At 62.4% G+C, this 14826-nt stretch carries 14 protein-coding genes and 1 pseudogene; 4 read left to right on the top strand and 11 right to left on the bottom strand.

Annotated elements, in window-relative coordinates:
• Nucleotides 1-91: 91 nt before the first annotated feature.
• Both QF039_RS09095 and QF039_RS09100 read right to left on the bottom strand, forming a co-directional pair.
• On the bottom strand, nt 92-406 hold the full coding sequence (locus QF039_RS09095) for an SCP2 sterol-binding domain-containing protein (protein WP_087694874.1): 315 nt from the start codon (nt 404-406) through the stop codon (nt 92-94).
• A gap of 56 nt (nt 407-462) precedes the next feature.
• Nucleotides 463-1173, bottom strand: a complete 711-nt coding sequence (locus QF039_RS09100; protein ID WP_307517576.1) for a histidine phosphatase family protein — start codon at nt 1171-1173, stop codon at nt 463-465.
• Nucleotides 1174-1366: 193 nt separating this feature from the next.
• Between QF039_RS09100 and sohB the strand changes: the two genes are divergently transcribed.
• A complete protein-coding gene (gene sohB, locus QF039_RS09105) occupies nt 1367-2392 on the top strand; it encodes a protease SohB (RefSeq protein WP_008434663.1) in 1026 nt (341 codons plus the stop codon).
• Nucleotides 2393-2545: 153 nt separating this feature from the next.
• On the opposite strand, the gene QF039_RS09110 is transcribed toward sohB, so the two are convergent.
• Together QF039_RS09110 and QF039_RS09115 are read right to left on the bottom strand one after the other, a co-directional pair.
• On the bottom strand, nt 2546-4075 hold the full coding sequence (locus QF039_RS09110) for an MFS transporter (RefSeq protein WP_307517580.1): 1530 nt from the start codon (nt 4073-4075) through the stop codon (nt 2546-2548).
• Nucleotides 4072-4557, bottom strand: coding sequence for a heme-binding protein (locus QF039_RS09115; protein WP_307517582.1), 486 nt, complete (start codon nt 4555-4557; stop codon nt 4072-4074). Before QF039_RS09115 ends, QF039_RS09110 begins: the two co-directional genes overlap by 4 nt.
• A 103-nt stretch (nt 4558-4660) precedes the next feature.
• Between QF039_RS09115 and QF039_RS09120 the strand changes: the two genes are divergently transcribed.
• Entirely contained in the window at nt 4661-5551 is an 891-nt protein-coding gene (locus tag QF039_RS09120; protein WP_307517584.1) for a LysR family transcriptional regulator, read from the top strand.
• Nucleotides 5552-5662: 111 nt separating this feature from the next.
• Here QF039_RS09120 and dhaL read toward each other — a convergent pair whose 3' ends face one another.
• The 7 genes from dhaL to QF039_RS09155 all read right to left on the bottom strand — a co-directional run bounded on the left by dhaL (nt 5663) and on the right by QF039_RS09155 (nt 12972).
• On the bottom strand, nt 5663-6307 hold the full coding sequence (dhaL, locus tag QF039_RS09125; protein ID WP_003215682.1) for a dihydroxyacetone kinase subunit DhaL: 645 nt from the start codon (nt 6305-6307) through the stop codon (nt 5663-5665).
• 2 nt (nt 6308-6309) lie between these two features.
• A complete protein-coding gene (locus QF039_RS09130) occupies nt 6310-7311 on the bottom strand; it encodes a dihydroxyacetone kinase subunit DhaK (protein WP_177123696.1) in 1002 nt (333 codons plus the stop codon).
• An 89-nt stretch (nt 7312-7400) separates the two neighbouring features.
• Nucleotides 7401-8516 carry an alcohol dehydrogenase catalytic domain-containing protein gene (locus tag QF039_RS09135; protein WP_307517587.1) on the bottom strand — a complete coding sequence of 372 codons (1116 nt, stop codon included), beginning with the start codon at nt 8514-8516 and terminating at the stop codon, nt 7401-7403.
• A 28-nt stretch (nt 8517-8544) separates the two neighbouring features.
• Nucleotides 8545-9300, bottom strand: a complete 756-nt coding sequence (locus QF039_RS09140) for an SDR family oxidoreductase (protein WP_307517589.1) — start codon at nt 9298-9300, stop codon at nt 8545-8547.
• Nucleotides 9301-9451: 151 nt separating this feature from the next.
• Entirely contained in the window at nt 9452-10459 is a 1008-nt protein-coding gene (locus QF039_RS09145; RefSeq protein WP_087694868.1) for a substrate-binding domain-containing protein, read from the bottom strand.
• Between the two features lie 39 nt (nt 10460-10498).
• Nucleotides 10499-11488, bottom strand: a complete 990-nt coding sequence (locus QF039_RS09150; protein ID WP_003215711.1) for an ABC transporter permease — start codon at nt 11486-11488, stop codon at nt 10499-10501.
• Complete coding sequence (locus tag QF039_RS09155; RefSeq protein WP_003215714.1) at nt 11485-12972, bottom strand: sugar ABC transporter ATP-binding protein; 1488 nt, start codon at nt 12970-12972, stop codon at nt 11485-11487. The genes QF039_RS09150 and QF039_RS09155 overlap by 4 nt, the downstream gene beginning before the upstream one ends.
• A 284-nt stretch (nt 12973-13256) precedes the next feature.
• Here QF039_RS09155 and rpiB point away from each other — a divergent pair, with 284 nt between their 5' ends.
• Together rpiB and QF039_RS09165 are read left to right on the top strand one after the other, a co-directional pair.
• Entirely contained in the window at nt 13257-13718 is a 462-nt protein-coding gene (gene rpiB / locus QF039_RS09160) for a ribose 5-phosphate isomerase B (RefSeq protein ID WP_003215716.1), read from the top strand.
• A gap of 63 nt (nt 13719-13781) precedes the next feature.
• A pseudogene (locus tag QF039_RS09165) lies at nt 13782-14764 on the top strand (sugar-binding transcriptional regulator).
• Nucleotides 14765-14826: the final 62 nt, after the last annotated feature.

Here is a 14826-nt window from a genome sequence, read left to right on the forward strand (position 1 = left end):
AAAGCGGTGGGTCAGCCAACAAATCCTGCGCTGATACACCGCTTTCGCGAGCAAGCCCGCTCCCACACGGGTCTTGCCAGGGTTGCCCTGATCAGGCCGGGAACAGCTCGCTCAATTTCATGGCCAGCATCATGTCGCCTTCAGTGCGCAGTTTGCCGCCCATGAATGCCTGCATGCCGTCGGTTTCGCCGCTGACGATGCCTTTCATGGTGTCGCCGTCCATCACCAGGGTGACTTGGGCGTCCGGGTTTTCACCTTCCAGCAGTTCGCAGGTGTTGTTTTTCACGACCAGCGAGAAGTTCTGGGTGTCGTCGATACGGAAACCGAACACCAGGTCCAGGCCGTCGGCAGCGGCTGGGTTGAACTTGGCTTTCATTGCTTCTACGGCTTTAGCTACGTCAGTCATGGTTTCGATCCTTTTATGGTGAGTCCAGTGACCTTGGGGTCACGGTTGGCCGCAATTCATCGGAAAGTGATGAGCTGCGGCGCCTTCAACAGTTGCAAGTGGGTATGGCTGTTGAAGGAAGCCAGTGCCACCTCGCGACCACGGAATTTCAGCTGGTTGAGCGAGGTGTTAACAATTTGCCAGTTCAGTTCAAAGGCCTGTGCAGCAGGCATTCGGGTAATCAGGTGGAGCAGGGCCGTGATGGTGCCGCCGGAGGTGAACACGGCGATCTTGTCACGGTTGTCGGCGGCTTCGAGGAGGCGTTGCAGGCCACCCTGGACACGTTCGACAAATCCCAGCCAGCTTTCCAGGCCCGGCGGGTCGTAGGTGCCGGCCAGCCAGCGTTCGATGATCAGGGAAAAGATGCGCTGGAATTCGCCACGGTTTTGCGCGGCGTTGCGCAGGATATGCAGGGCTTCGGGTTCGCTGTGCAGCAGGTCCGGGAGCAGGGCGCGGATGATCGCCTCGGCGTCGAACTCGTTGAACGCGCTGTCGATTTCCAGCGTGGGTACCGGCAGGCCGAGGGCGCTGTATTGTTCGAAGGCGGCGTTGGCGGTGTGCTGCTGGCGGCGCAGGTCGCCTGACAGGCAGCGGTCGAAGCTCAGGCCCAGTTCCGCCAGGTGGCGGCCAAGCACTTGCGCCTGTTGCACACCGATGGGCGACAGCACGTCGTAGTCGTCTGCACCGAAGGAGGCCTGGCCATGTCGAATCAGGTAGATGCTGCCCACGTCCGTTTTCCCGGTACGTTGAAAGTCTGGCGAGGTTATGAGGATGCCGGGAAGCTGTCAATGAAAAAACATACGCTTGTTTTAAAAGGTCGTTAGAGGCCCGCTGCTGGCGGTTTGATCACTGGCCCCATGGCGGTGGCGTCGGTATGCTTGGGCAATCCGCGCCTGGCGCACTGCACTTGTAAGGAGTCACATGGATTTTCTGGCCGAGTACGCTACTTTCCTGGCTAAAACCGTCACCCTGGTCGTCGCCATCCTGGTGGTGCTGATCAGTTTCGCCGCACTGCGCAGCAAAGGCCGCCGCAAAGCTGCCGGCCAGTTGCAGGTCAGCAAGCTCAATGACTTCTACAAGGGTTTGCGTGAGCGCCTGGAGCAGACCCTGCTCGACAAGGACCAGCTCAAGGCCCTGCGCAAGTCTGAAGGCAAGGCCGAAAAGAAGAAGGGCAAGAAGAAGCCAGAAGCCAAGCCACGGGTGTTCGTGCTGGATTTCGACGGCGACATCAAGGCCTCGGCCACTGAAAGCCTGCGCCATGAAATCACGGCACTGCTGAGCCTGGCCACACCCAAGGACGAAGTGGTGCTGCGCCTTGAAAGCGGCGGCGGCATGGTTCACAGCTACGGCCTGGCGTCGTCGCAACTGGCGCGTATCCGCGAGGCGGGCGTGCCGTTGACCGTGTGCATCGACAAGGTCGCGGCCAGCGGCGGCTACATGATGGCGTGCATCGGCGAGAAGATCATCAGCGCACCGTTTGCCATCCTTGGCTCGATTGGCGTGGTGGCGCAGTTGCCCAACGTCAACCGCCTGCTGAAGAAGCACGACATCGACTTCGAAGTGCTGACCGCCGGTGAATACAAACGCACCCTGACCGTGTTTGGCGAAAACACCGAGAAGGGCCGCGAGAAGTTCCAGGAAGACCTGGACATCACCCATCAACTGTTCAAGAACTTCGTGTCGCGCTACCGCCCGCAGCTGGCGATTGATGATGTGGCCACCGGCGAAGTCTGGCTGGGTGTCGCGGCGCTGGACAAGCAACTGGTGGACCAGCTGCAAACCAGCGACGAATACCTGGCGACCAAGGCCAAGACCGCCGAGGTGTTCCACCTGCACTATGCCGAGCGTAAAAGCCTGCAAGAGCGGGTGGGCCTGGCGGCCAGCGGTTCGGTTGACCGGGTGCTGCTGACCTGGTGGAGTCGGCTGACCCAGCAGCGTTTCTGGTAACAATTCCAGCTGACGTTCGAAGATCAAAATGTGGGAGCGGCGGTGCGACGATTCGACTTGCTCGCGAAGGCGGTGTGTCAGTCAATACATCTGTGACTGACACACCGCCTTCGCGAGCAAGCCCGCTCCCACATTGGTTTTGTGTTGGTCACATTACCGAGCTAGTAGTGAGGCCTGAGGCACCGCCGGTATGGGGTGCCGCATCAACGATCCCACTACCAACGCCCCCAGCAAACCCAACAACCCCGCCACCCACAGCACCACGCTGAACCCGCCGACGAACGCCTGCCGCGCCAGTGGCTGCACCGTGTCCCGTGCTGACTCGGGCAGCAACGCCATGGCCGCCGGCATATCGCCAGCCACTACCCGTGAAGCAATCCCTGCCGCCTGTTCCTGCCACTGGGAGTCGATGCTCGTGTGCAGCAACTGTTCGCTATGGCTGCTCAACAACGCCCCATACACCCCGATCGCCAACATGATCGCGCTGAAGCGCATGGTGGTGCTCATGCCCGACGCCATCCCCGCGCGGTCCCGTGGCACGCAGGCCATGATGTTTTTCTGCGTATCGCCATTGAGCAATCCCGCGCCGGCCCCCGTGACGGCAATCGCCAGGGCGAACGGCAGATAGCCGCCGATATTGACCGCCCAGGCACTCAGCAGGTTGCCGCACCCCACCAACGCCAGCCCCGTCGCCATCATCGTTGCCGGGGCAAAACGGCTAGCCAGTCGGGCGCCTATCCGCGGACAAATCAACATGGTCAAGGCAAATGGCAACATGCCCAGCCCGGAGGCAATCGCGGAGAAGCCCAGGCCGTTTTGCAGGTAGAACGGCAGCAGCGTCATCATCACCTGGGCACAGCCGGCGTAGGCGAACATCCCCAGCAGTGCGCCGATAAAGCGCGGGTGCCTGAACAGTTGCAGGTCGACCATGGGCCGCTGTTGCAGGCGTTCGGCGAGTACAAAAACACCCAGCAACGCAGCGCCTCCCAGCAGCCGCGCGTAAGTCAGCGGGTTGTCCCAGCCGATACGGTTGGCTTCGATCAAACCCCAGATCAGGCACAGCAGGCTGGCACTGAAACTCAGGCTGCCCCAAGGGTCGAGCCTTGCAGCCTGGGCATCGCGGGATTCCGGAATCGCGCGCAGCACCAGTCCCATCAGCACCAGGCCGACCGGCAAATTCAGATAGAAAATCCAGCGCCAGCCCAGGTATTGGGTAATCAACCCGCCGAGGGTCGGCGCGGCGGTCATCGCCACGCCCATGCACGCGCCCCAGAAGGCCCAGGCCTTGGCGCGTTCCACTTCGTCATGGAAGGTATGGCCGATGGAGGCCAGGGCCGAGGTCAGCAGCAGCGCTGCGCCGACACCTTTGACGGCGCGAGCGATATCCAGGAACAACGCATTCGGCGCCGCACCGCAGCCGAGGGAGGCGAGGATGAAAATACCCAGGCCCCAGACCAGGGTCTTCTTGCGGCCAAAGCGGTCGGCAATGCTTCCGGCCGGCAATAACAGGGCGGCGAAGGCCAGCATATAAGCGCTGACCACCCATTCGATATCGGCAAAATTCGCCCCCAGGTCCCGGGCGATGCTCGGCAGGGTCACGGCGACGATATTGGTGTCGAGCACGATCAGCGAACAGACCCCGGAGGCGGTCAGCAGCGTCAGGCGCGGGCTGACCTTGCTCATGGCTGCACCGAAGCCACCGCCGCGAGGGCGATCTCGTCATCGTGGGCCGGAGTATCTGCGCTGATGCCGATGGCGCCTACTACCCGGCCTTCAAGGATGATTGGCTGGGCGCCCTTCATCATCAACAGGCCGGCGGTGATGGCTGCCGGGCGGCCGTTGTTGATGGCGTTTTCCAGGTCCCCGGACGGCCGCTTGAAGAGCGCTGAAGTGCGCGCCTTGCCCTGGGCCAGCTCGATACCGGCCACCACGGGAGCGCCATCCATGCGCAGCGTCAGGATCGGCCAGCCACCGTCATCGACGATGGCCACGGCGCAGGGCCAGCCCTTGTCGGCGGCGACCTTGCGCGCGTGTGCGGCGATCTGCTGGGCCGCTGCCAGGCTCAGGATTGCCTTGTGGGCAATGCTTGCCGGGGCTTCTGCGGCCAGCGCTGCAGGCACGGTGCAAAGACCGGCAAGCACCAGGACCAATGATTTGACGAACATGGGAAAGCCTCTCTACTGTGAACGTACCGCGAGCTTATCCCCGGCAGGTGGCGTCCTTGTTAGGCGCCATACAGAACTTCATTACCTTTGAGCTAATCCTGTGATGGAAATACGTCATTTCCGCTACTTCCTGGCGGTTGCCCGGCAACGCAATTTCACCCGTGCTGCCGAACAGCTGGGTATCGCGCCGCCGACCCTGAGCCGGCAGATCCAGGACATGGAAACCACCCTCGGTACGCGCTTGTTTATCCGCCGCCAGCGCGAGGTCAGCCTGACCGAGGCGGGCGCGGCCTTGCTGATCGAGGCAGAGGCCACCGTGCGCCAGTTCGAGTTTGCCCAACGCAATGCCCAGCGCGCCGGGCGTGGCGAGATCGGTCATATCGAACTGGGTTATGTGGCGTCGGCGGTGTATTCGGGGTTGTTGCAGCGTCAGGTGCAGTCGTTCTGCGCGGACTGCCCGGACGTGAGCCTCAGCGTGCGCGAGAGTCCCATGGCGGCGTTGCCGGGGCTGGTGGCGGAGGGGCGTTTCGACATTGGCTACATTCGTTCGCCGATGACCTTGCCTGACGGAGTCGAAGCGGTGCGGTTGAGCAGTGAAGGGTTTGTACTGGCGTTGCCCCAGGATTCGTGGCTGCTGGGGTTGAAGGCAATCAGTTGCGAGCACCTGCAGAACGAGACGTTTATCTTGCCCGAGCAGATCAGCGGCACGCTGCACGTGGCAGCGCAGGGTGGTTATGCGCCGCGACTGGGGCCGCAGCCGGGTGGGTTGGTGGCGGTGATTGCGTTGGTGTCACTGGGGCAGGGCGTGGCGGTGGTGCCGGAGTCGGTGGTGGGGCATGTGAGCTTGCCGAATGTCGTGTACCGCAGCATTGAAGGCAGCGAGGCGTCGTCCTGGTTGTCGCTGATTTACCGGCGCTTTGAAAAGGCGCCGGCGGTGGCGCGGTATATCGAGCAGGTCAAACTGAGTGCGGCTGGTTTTGGTGATAAAAGTTAAGCCGGGTCGCGGCCATCGCAGGCAAGCCAGCTCCCACAGTTGACCGAGTTGCCTGGGTGTACGCGGTCAACTGTGGGAGCTGGCTTGCCTGCGATGAGGCCTGACCAGGCGCTACACCAACCGCGGTTGAACCGAATCCGCCAATCGCGTCAGTATCAAGCAGCACGATACCGCCCCGGCATCCAGCACGCCCAGTGAGCGCTCGCCCAGGCGGCTGGCACGGCCAATCTTCGCCACCAGATCCCTGGTGGAATCCCGCCCCCGCGAAGCAGCACTTTTCATCGCCTCCAGCGCATCGCTGAATGACGCTCCTGACCCATGGGCCTGTTCAAACGCCTCCACCGCCGGAATCAAGGTGTCCATCAAACACTTGTCACCCACGCCGGCTTCGGTGATGTCCTGCAACGAGGTCAGCCCGCCCCGCAGCAAATGGGCAAAGGTCGCCGCGTCAATCTGTTCGCTGCCGCGCACCTCATCCGCCATGCCGATAAACAGGCTGCCATACAGCGGCCCCATGGAGCCGCCGATGCCTTCCATCAGGCTCAGTGTCAACTCATCCAGGGCTTCGGCCAGGGTCAGCTGGCGGCCTTCAATCGTGCGCCCGCAATGGGCGAACCCCTTGGCCATGTTGATGCCGTGGTCGCCATCGCCAATGGCGCCGTCGACTTCGCTCAGGTATTCGCGGTTGGCAACGATCACGCTCACCAGGTCGGCGACGATGGCGCTGCCGTCGTGGGTGGAGAAATGCTGGCTCATGGTTATTCCGCCTGGGTCATGCCGATGGAGCGGCAGGGTTGGTCGATCAGGGTTTTCAGCTCGGCGTCCAGGCCCAGCAAGGTCAAAGTCACGCCCATCATTTCCAGGGAGGTGAAGTAGTTGCCCACGTAGCAGCGGTGAATCTTCAAGCCCCTGGCTTGCAGCTGACGTTCAACCTCGGCGTAGAAAATGTAAAGTTCCATCACCGGCGTCGCACCCAGGCCCGAGACCAGCACCACCACGCTGTCGTCCTGGCTGAAGTCGCGGTCGGCGAGGATCGGTGCGAGCATGCGGGCCGCCATGGCCTCGGCGGATTCGATCGGGATGACTTCAATGCCCGGCTCGCCGTGATGGCCGATGCCCAATTCCATCTGCCCGTCGGGAATCTGGAAGTTCGGCTTGCCCACCGCTGCGATGGTGCAGGGCGTGAGGCCGATGCCGATGGAGCGGCAGTTGTCGACTGCCTTCTGGGCAACACGAATCACCCCGTCCAGGTCGTAATGCTGGGCCGCGGCTGCACCGCCGACCTTCCACATGAAGATCTCGCCTGCCACACCGCGACGCTTGGCGATGTCGGCCTTGGGCGCCGAGGCCACGTCGTCGTTGGCGACCACGGTGCGGATGCGCATGTCCTTGCTGGCGGCCATCTTCATCGCCAGCTTCACGTTCATGTTGTCGCCGGCATAGTTGCCGTACAGGCACGCCACGCCGGCGCCGTGGTCGGCGGCACGGAAGGCGTCGAAGAAGCTTTTGGCGGTGGGCGAGGAGAAGATTTCGCCGACGGCCACGGCGTCCACCAGGCCCGGGCCGACATAGCCGAGGAAGGCCGGTTCATGGCCGGAGCCGCCGCCGGTCACGATGCCCACGCGGCCCTGTGGTGACGGCTTGGCCTTGCCGATCACCCGGGGATTGGTTTCGTATTGGCGCAGCTCGGGGTGCGCGACCAGAATACCCCGCAGCATGTCCTCGACCACCTGGTCGGGATCGTTTATCACTCGATTCATAACGCGGTTTCCTGTGTTCTTGTTCTTGGTGTGGGAGCCAGCTCCCACAAAGAGCCCGGCGCCCGCAGGGTTTTGTGTTATTGGGCCAATCAGGGTTCCAGGACGACTTTAAGCGACTTGTCCCCGCGCTCCATCACCGCAAACGCTTCCTTGAAGTCCGCCAGGGCAAACTTGTGGGTCACCACGTCGCGCATGTCGATCTTGCGGTTGCCGATAAAGTCGATGGCGCGCGGGTACATGTAGGGGCCGAGGTGCGAGCCCAGCACGTCCAGTTCCTTGCGGTCACCGATGATTGACCAGTCCACCGTGGCCTCGTCGTTGAACACGCTGAATTCCACGAAGCGCCCCAGCTTGCGCAGCATCGCCAGGCCCTGGTTCACCGCCTTGTGGTGCCCGGTGGCTTCGATGTAAATGTCGCAACCGTAGCCGTCGGTGATCTCGCGAATCTTCGCCATCACGTCGACTTCAGCCGGGTTCCACACTTCATCCGCACCCATGCGCAGGGCGAGGGCAGCGCGTTCGGGTTTCATGTCGAGCACGATGAGTTTTTTCGGGTTGCGCATGCGCACCGCACCGATGATCCCCAGGCCCAGGGTGCCGGCGCCGGCCACCACCACGATGTCGTCGAAATCCACATTCGCCCGTTCCGCCGCGTGCAGCGAGCAGGCCAGGGGTTCGATCAGGATGGCTTCGTCCGGGGCAATCGAGTCCGGTACTTTGTGGATGATGCCTTCCTTGGTGAAGATCATGTACTGGGCCATGGCGCCCTGGACGTTGTTCTGGAAGCCGTACAAGTCGTGTTTCTGGCACATCCAGTACTGGCCGTGGTTGCAGAAGCGGCAGCCCCAGCACGGCACGATCTGTTCGGAAATCACCCGGTCGCCGACCTTCACCCCGCGCTTTTCCGCGCCAGGGCCGAGGGCGACCACGCGGCAGACAAACTCATGGCCGGGAATCATTGGTGGCTTCACGTAGCGCGGCTGCTCGGCGTCGCCCCAGAACGAGGGCGCGCCGCGGTAGGTCTTGATGTCGCCCATGCAGATGCCGCACAGCTCGACCTTGGTGAGGATCTCGTCGGGGCCGGGCGTCGGCACATCGACGGTCTCCAGGCGATAGTCTTCGGGGCCGTGACAGACCACGGCCTGCATGGTTTTCGGAATGACGGGGGACAGTTGTTCGGCAGTGCGTACGGTAACGGTAGACATGACGATAAACCTCACGACAAAAGATCAATTACTGGATGCTGTAGCCACCGTCGATCACCACGTTTTCCCCGGTGATCATCTGTGCGGCGTCGCTGAGCAGGTACAACGCCAGCCCGGCGATTTCTTCCGGCTGGGCAAAGCGGCCCGCCGGGATCTGCAATTTGGCCCGTTCCCCCAGCTCGCCGGCCCAGGCCTTTTTGCCGAGGGCGGTTTCGACGATGGTCGGGGAGATGGCGTTGACGTTGATATGCGGCGCCCATTCCATGGCGAGCACCTTGGTCATGCCGACCACGGCGGCCTTGCTGGCGCAGTAGGCGACGTGACGGTCCAGGCCGATCACCGCCGCTTGGGAGGCGAGGTTGACGATGCGCCCGCTGCCCTGGGCCAGCATGTACCTGGCGCAGGCCTGGGCCACGAAGAAACTGGCCTTGAGGTTGATGTCGAGAGTGGTGTCCCAGGCGTTTTCGCTGACGTCCAGGGCCTTGTCCAGCAGGGCGACGCCGGCGCTGTTGATCAGGTAATCCAAGCGTTTGAAGTGATCGAATACGTAATCGACGGTGCTGTGCACCTGGTCGAGTTGGCGCAGGTCCACGGCGATGCCGATGTTCCCGGCGCCGAGGCTGGCGGCGACTTCGACCACGGCCGGGTCGCGGTCCAGCAGGGCCACCCGCGCGCCGCGTTCCACCAGCAGGCTGGCACAAGCCAGACCGATCCCGGCGGCCCCGCCGGTGATCACGGCGCAGCGGCCGGTGAGGTCGAAGGCTTGATTCCAGAATCCAGACATGAACATGACTCCATTTTTCAGATCGGTGGAGATCCAATGTGGGAGCGGGCTTGCTCGCGAAAGCGGTGTATCAGGTGGCACATCTGTTGAATGATCCACCGCTTTCGCGAGCAAGCCCGCTCCCACACTTGACCGGGTTTCAAGTCAAAACTTACTTCGTACCGCTCACCTGCTGATACAGCGCATCCGCATTCGCATTGGTCACCGGCACCCACGGCAGGATGTAGTTCCTGGCGGTGCCGTCACCCCATTTCACGTCCTTGCCATAACGTTCCCAGATCACCGACTGCGGCTTGTAATCCTTGCCGGCCAGCGCCCGCAGCGCCACATCCAGCGCGCCTTGGGACTGGGCCTGGGCGTCCTGCAGGAAGGTGGTCACTTCATCTTTCTTCGCCGCCTGGATCGCATCCGGCATGCCGTCGATGGACGTCACCGGCACATCCTTGGACGTCAGCCCATGGGACTTCAACGCCTGCACCGCGCCGAGGGCCATGTCGTCGTTCTGCGCGATCACCCCGTTGATGCCCTTGGGGTGTGCGTTCAGCCAGTCTTCGGTCAGGGCCAGGGCCTGTGCGCGGTCCCAGTTGGCGGTTTTCTTCTCGATGATCTTGATGTCCGGGTGCTTGCCCAGTACTTCCATCTCGCCCTTTTCGCGGTCGATCTGCGCCGACTGGCCAATCGGGCCCTGGATGATCACCACGTTGCCGCGGCCCTTGAGTTTGTCGACCATGGCCTGGGCCTGCAGGCGACCGCCTTCCACGTCATCGTTGCCAACATAAGGCACGTTGGCGTCCGCCACCTTGGTGTTGGAGGCGATCACCACCACGTCATTGCTCATGGCGGCCTTCACGGTGCCGACGCCGGCCTTGGTGTCGATCGGCACAAACAGGATCGCGTCGTAGTGCTGGGTCACCATGTTTTCAATCTGGTTGTTCTGGGTCAGTGCGTCATAGTTGCCGTCGAACACGGTCAACTGCACGGTGCCGTCCTTGACTGCGGGGTGTTCCTTCAGCTCGCGCACCCAGTTCTGCATGAACTGGCCCTTGAGCCCGTACACGGCGGCGCCGATCTTGTAGGTCTTGCCATCGGCGGCCAGGGTGACACTGCTGGCGAGCAGGGAGAGTGCCGCGACGGCGGCCAAAGTCGTACCAGGTTTCATGAGAGAACTCCGTTATTGTTGTAGTGGTAGTTTTCAGAACTAGCGTTTCTTCTTGCGCCACACGTCAATCAGCACTGCGAACACGATGATCAGGCCCTTGGCGACCTGCTGGTAATAGGAGGACACGCCGAGCAGGTTCAGGCCGTTGTTGATCACGCCGATCAGCAATGCGCCAAACAGCGTGCCGACAATCGTGCCGGTACCGCCCGACAGGCTGGTGCCGCCGATTACCACGGCGGCAATCGCATCCAGCTCATACGAGGTGCCGGCCTGGGGCAGGGCAGAGGTGGTGCGCGCCGACAGCACCACACCGGCCAGCCCGGCGAGCAGGCCCGAGACCACGTACACCGAAAACATCACCTTGCGCACGCCGATCCCGGAGGTGCGCGCGCTCTTCTCGTTGCCACCCACCGCGTACACATAGCGGCCGTAGGTGGTGTAGCGCAGCACCATCCAGAAGATCAGCGCGACCACGGCGAAGATCACGATCGGCACACCGATCGGGCCGATCTTGCCAATACCCAGCGCCAGGTAGGCGTCGGGCAGGTCAGTGATCGGGCTGCCGTCGTTCAAGATGAAGGTCATGCCCCGGGCAATACTCAGCATGCCCAAGGTCGCGACAAAGGGCGGGATCGACAGGTTGGCGACCATAAAGCCGTTCACCACCCCGAGCATCGCCCCGGCGAACATCCCGGCGCTGACCGCCGCCAGCACGCCATACCCTTGGGTCGCGACCATGGCACTGCACAACCCGGCAAACGCCAGGATCGAGCCCACCGACAGGTCGATGCCTTTGGTCAGGATCACGTAGGTCATGCCCACGGCGAGAATCCCGTTGATCGAGGTCTGGCGCAGGATGTCCATCCAGTTGCGCCAGGTCATGAAGTATTCGCTGGCGAAGGCCATCACCAGGCACAGCAGGATAAACACCAGCGGCAGGCCGAAGCGGTCGAGGGACAAGCGCAGGCGGCTGCGGGGCGCGGTCGTGACGGGGGCGGCTGCAGGTGTAGAAAGTGATTTGGCATTCATGAGGCAAGACTCAACAAGGCTTCCTGGGAAAGGGCGGTATCGCTGCTGATGGTCACCAGCCTTCCGCCTTTGAACACGGCAATACGGTCACTCAGGTGCAGCAATTCCGGGGCTTCGGACGACACCACAATCGCCGCGCCACCGGCGCGCACGAACTGGTCCAGCAGGTGATAGATCTCCTGCTTGGCACCTTCGTCGATGCCCCGGGTCGGCTCATCGCACAGCAGGCAGATCGGCTGGGTCGACAGGCATTTGGCGAGCACCACTTTTTGCTGGTTGCCACCGCTCATGGATTCCACCGGCAGGTCCAGGGAAGTGGTCTTGATCTGCAGGCGCTTGACCATGTCCTGGGCCAGTTGGTTTTCCTTGCGGGCATTGATCAGCGACCAGCTCGACAGCTGCTTGTACGCCGACAATGCGATGTTCGAGAGGATGCTGCCGCTGAGCACCAGGCCGCTGTCCTTGCGGTCTTCGGTGACCAGTGACATGCCGGCCTGGATCGTTGCCTTGGGCAGGCCGATGGGCATCGGTTTGCCTTGCAGGGTCACGCTGCCGGAGTCCGGCGTGGTGAGGCCGTAGATGCAGTTGAGGAATTCGCTGCGGCCCGAGCCCATCAGCCCGTAGATGCCGAGAATCTCGCCCTGGCGCAGTTGCAGGCTGATGTCCTGGAACTCGCCGGCGCGGCTCAGGCTGTCGACGTCCAGGCAGCATTCGGCGGCGCATTCGCGGCCGACCTTGTGGTCGATGCGGGTCAGTTCCTGGCCGACGATGCCGCGCACCAGGTGGGCGCGGTCGATATCGGCCATGCGCCCGGTCTCAACGAAGGCGCCGTCGCGAAAGATGCTGTAGTCGTCGGCAATCTGCGCCAGTTCACTGAGGCGGTGCGACACATAGATGATGCCGGCACCACGGGCGGTGAGGCGGCGGATGGCCTTGAACAGGGTTTCGGCCTCGCGCTCGCCGATGGCCGAGGTGGGCTCGTCCATGATCATCACCTGGCAGTCGTGGCTGAATGCCTTGGCGATCTCCACCAGCTGGATCTGCGCCACGCTCAGGCGATGCATGGGGCTGGTGGCGTCGACGTCGAACTCCAGGCCTTCCAGCAGTTCGCGAGTGCGCCGGTTGAGCTCCTTGCTGTCGACGATGCAGCCGGCGCGGCGCGGTTCGCGGCCCAGCCAGATGTTTTCGGCGACGGTCATGTAGGGGATGGGTTCCAGCTCCTGGGTGATCATCGCGATCCCCGCCGCGAGTGCTTCGCTGGGGCGGTTGAACTGGACGGGGGAGCCGTTGAGCAGGATGGTCCCGGCGTCACGCTGGGTGATGCCCATCAGGATGCTCAGGAAAGTCGATTTGCCTGCGCCATTGCCGCCGCACAGGGCGTGGACGCTGCCGGCCCGCAGAGAGAGGCGCCCCTCACGCAGGGCAGGAATCCCGGCGTAAGCCTTGGCGACGTGTTCAGCCTGGAGCAGTAATGGCGTGGCCATCGGCGTGTCCTCGTGCTGTGAATTCTTATTAGGTCGCACAGTCATGTTTCGCTGTGAGCATATGTGTATCAAATGAAATTCTGATCAGTCAATCTCTTTCACTGAAAAGTTGTAAATGGATGGATTTGCGCAAAGTGCGCCGGTTTAGAGGGCTTTGACTGGGAGGTCAGCTAAATCCTGCTTGACAGGGCGACTGGAATATCCGAGAAATGACTGAGATAAATTTCATCGAGTGATCATATGATCACTCTCCAGTACCCAAAACGGCAGCGGAGCCAAACGCCATGAACACACCTTTCCCGGTGGCTATCGGATGCGATGAAGCGGGTTATGAGCTCAAAGAGCTGTTGAAGCGCCATATCGAGGCGCTGGGTTACCCGGTGACGGACTTCGGCACCCATTCCACGGCGCCGGTGCTGTACCCGGACATTGCCCTGGCGGTGGCCACGGCGATCAATGCCGGCGAGCAACGCTTGGGCGTGCTGGTGTGCGGCACTGGCATCGGCATGGCCATCTCGGCCAACAAAGTCCTGGGGATTCGTGCGGCCCAGGCCCATGACACCTATTCGGCGGAGCGGGCACGCAAGAGCAACGATGCGCAGATCCTGTCCATCGGTGCACGGGTGATCGGCGCGGAACTGGCCAAGAGCATCGTCAAGTCGTTCCTGGAGTCGGAGTTCGAAGCCGCGCGTTCCGGGGCCAAGGTCGACCGCATCAACGCGATCGAGCGTGACGGGCATCAGTAGTGGACGGAACGGGGCAAGAGTCGGGAGAATGCGCCTTTGACACCGAAACGGAAGCCCGTGCCCATGAGTGACAGTACCCAGCGCATCGCCAGCGACATCGACCTGATGACCGAAGTGGCGATGCTCTATTACCTTGAGAACGTCACTCAGGAAGCCATCGCCAAGCGCTTCGACCTGTCCCGGGCAAAAGTCAGCCGCCTGCTCAAACGCGCACGGGATGAAGGGATTGTCGAGGTGCGGGTGTTGCAGCACCCGGCGATGAACAACGAGCTGGAACAGGCGCTGGTGGAGCGCTTCCAGCTGGACCGCGCGTTGATTGCGGTCGACCACAGCGACCCGGACACCCAGCGCTCGGCGGTGGCGAGCCTGGTGGCCAACTACCTGAACAAAACCCTCAGTGACGGCATGATCGTCGCGGTCGGCATGGGGGGCGTAACGTCGGTGCGGTGGCCGATAATGTGTTTTTGCCGGTGACCCGCAACTGTACGTTTGTGTGCGCCATTGGCGGTTCGCTCAAGGCGGGTGAATACATGAACCCCGACCATATTTGCCGGCGCCTGGCCCTGCGGTTTGGTGGCGAGAGTGAAAGCCTGTACGCCCCGGCGCTGGTGGCCAACCCGGAACTGCGTGGGGTGTTGATCAGCAACGATACGGTGCGTTCCACGCTTGACCGTGCCCGCCGTGCGGACATGGCGTTGATCGGCATCGGTGACATGAGTGAAAACAGCAACATGGTGCGCATGGGGTGGTTTTCGCCCCAGGAAATCGCCCAGGCGCGGTTGTCCGGCACCGTGGGGGACATGATGGGTTATGACTTCATCGACATTCATGGCCAGCCGGCGGTCAACGCGATTCAGGGGCGGGTGATCGGGTTGACGGTGCAGGAGCTGTTCCGGATTCCGGATGTGGTGGCGATTGCCAGTGAAAACACCAAGGCGGCGGCAACGCTGGGGGCGTTGCGTTCGGGAGTGATCAATACCCTGGCGACCACGGTGACCAATGCCCATACCATTCTGGCGCTGGATGACGCGACGCGTAAAAGCTGACACCGCCGATAGTTCAGGCCCTGAACATCACCTGTGGGAGCTGTCGAGCCTTGGCGAGGCTG

Origin of the sequence: Pseudomonas sp. W2I6 (assembly GCF_030815935.1) — a bacterium.
Taxonomy (GTDB): domain Bacteria; phylum Pseudomonadota; class Gammaproteobacteria; order Pseudomonadales; family Pseudomonadaceae; genus Aquipseudomonas.

What these genes read in the sequence shown, in the direction of transcription:
- QF039_RS09095 (WP_087694874.1), bottom strand. Translation starts at nt 406, where the DNA reads ATGACTGACGTAGCTAAAGCCGTAGAAGCAATGAAAGCCAAGTTCAAC.
- sohB (WP_008434663.1), top strand. Translation starts at nt 1,367, where the DNA reads ATGGATTTTCTGGCCGAGTACGCTACTTTCCTGGCTAAAACCGTCACC.
- QF039_RS09110 (WP_307517580.1), bottom strand. Translation starts at nt 4,075, where the DNA reads ATGAGCAAGGTCAGCCCGCGCCTGACGCTGCTGACCGCCTCCGGGGTC.
- QF039_RS09115 (WP_307517582.1), bottom strand. Translation starts at nt 4,557, where the DNA reads ATGTTCGTCAAATCATTGGTCCTGGTGCTTGCCGGTCTTTGCACCGTG.
- QF039_RS09120 (WP_307517584.1), top strand. Translation starts at nt 4,661, where the DNA reads ATGGAAATACGTCATTTCCGCTACTTCCTGGCGGTTGCCCGGCAACGC.
- dhaL (WP_003215682.1), bottom strand. Translation starts at nt 6,307, where the DNA reads ATGAGCCAGCATTTCTCCACCCACGACGGCAGCGCCATCGTCGCCGAC.
- QF039_RS09130 (WP_177123696.1), bottom strand. Translation starts at nt 7,311, where the DNA reads ATGAATCGAGTGATAAACGATCCCGACCAGGTGGTCGAGGACATGCTG.
- QF039_RS09135 (WP_307517587.1), bottom strand. Translation starts at nt 8,516, where the DNA reads ATGTCTACCGTTACCGTACGCACTGCCGAACAACTGTCCCCCGTCATT.
- QF039_RS09140 (WP_307517589.1), bottom strand. Translation starts at nt 9,300, where the DNA reads ATGTCTGGATTCTGGAATCAAGCCTTCGACCTCACCGGCCGCTGCGCC.
- QF039_RS09145 (WP_087694868.1), bottom strand. Translation starts at nt 10,459, where the DNA reads ATGAAACCTGGTACGACTTTGGCCGCCGTCGCGGCACTCTCCCTGCTC.
- QF039_RS09150 (WP_003215711.1), bottom strand. Translation starts at nt 11,488, where the DNA reads ATGAATGCCAAATCACTTTCTACACCTGCAGCCGCCCCCGTCACGACC.
- QF039_RS09155 (WP_003215714.1), bottom strand. Translation starts at nt 12,972, where the DNA reads ATGGCCACGCCATTACTGCTCCAGGCTGAACACGTCGCCAAGGCTTAC.
- rpiB (WP_003215716.1), top strand. Translation starts at nt 13,257, where the DNA reads ATGAACACACCTTTCCCGGTGGCTATCGGATGCGATGAAGCGGGTTAT.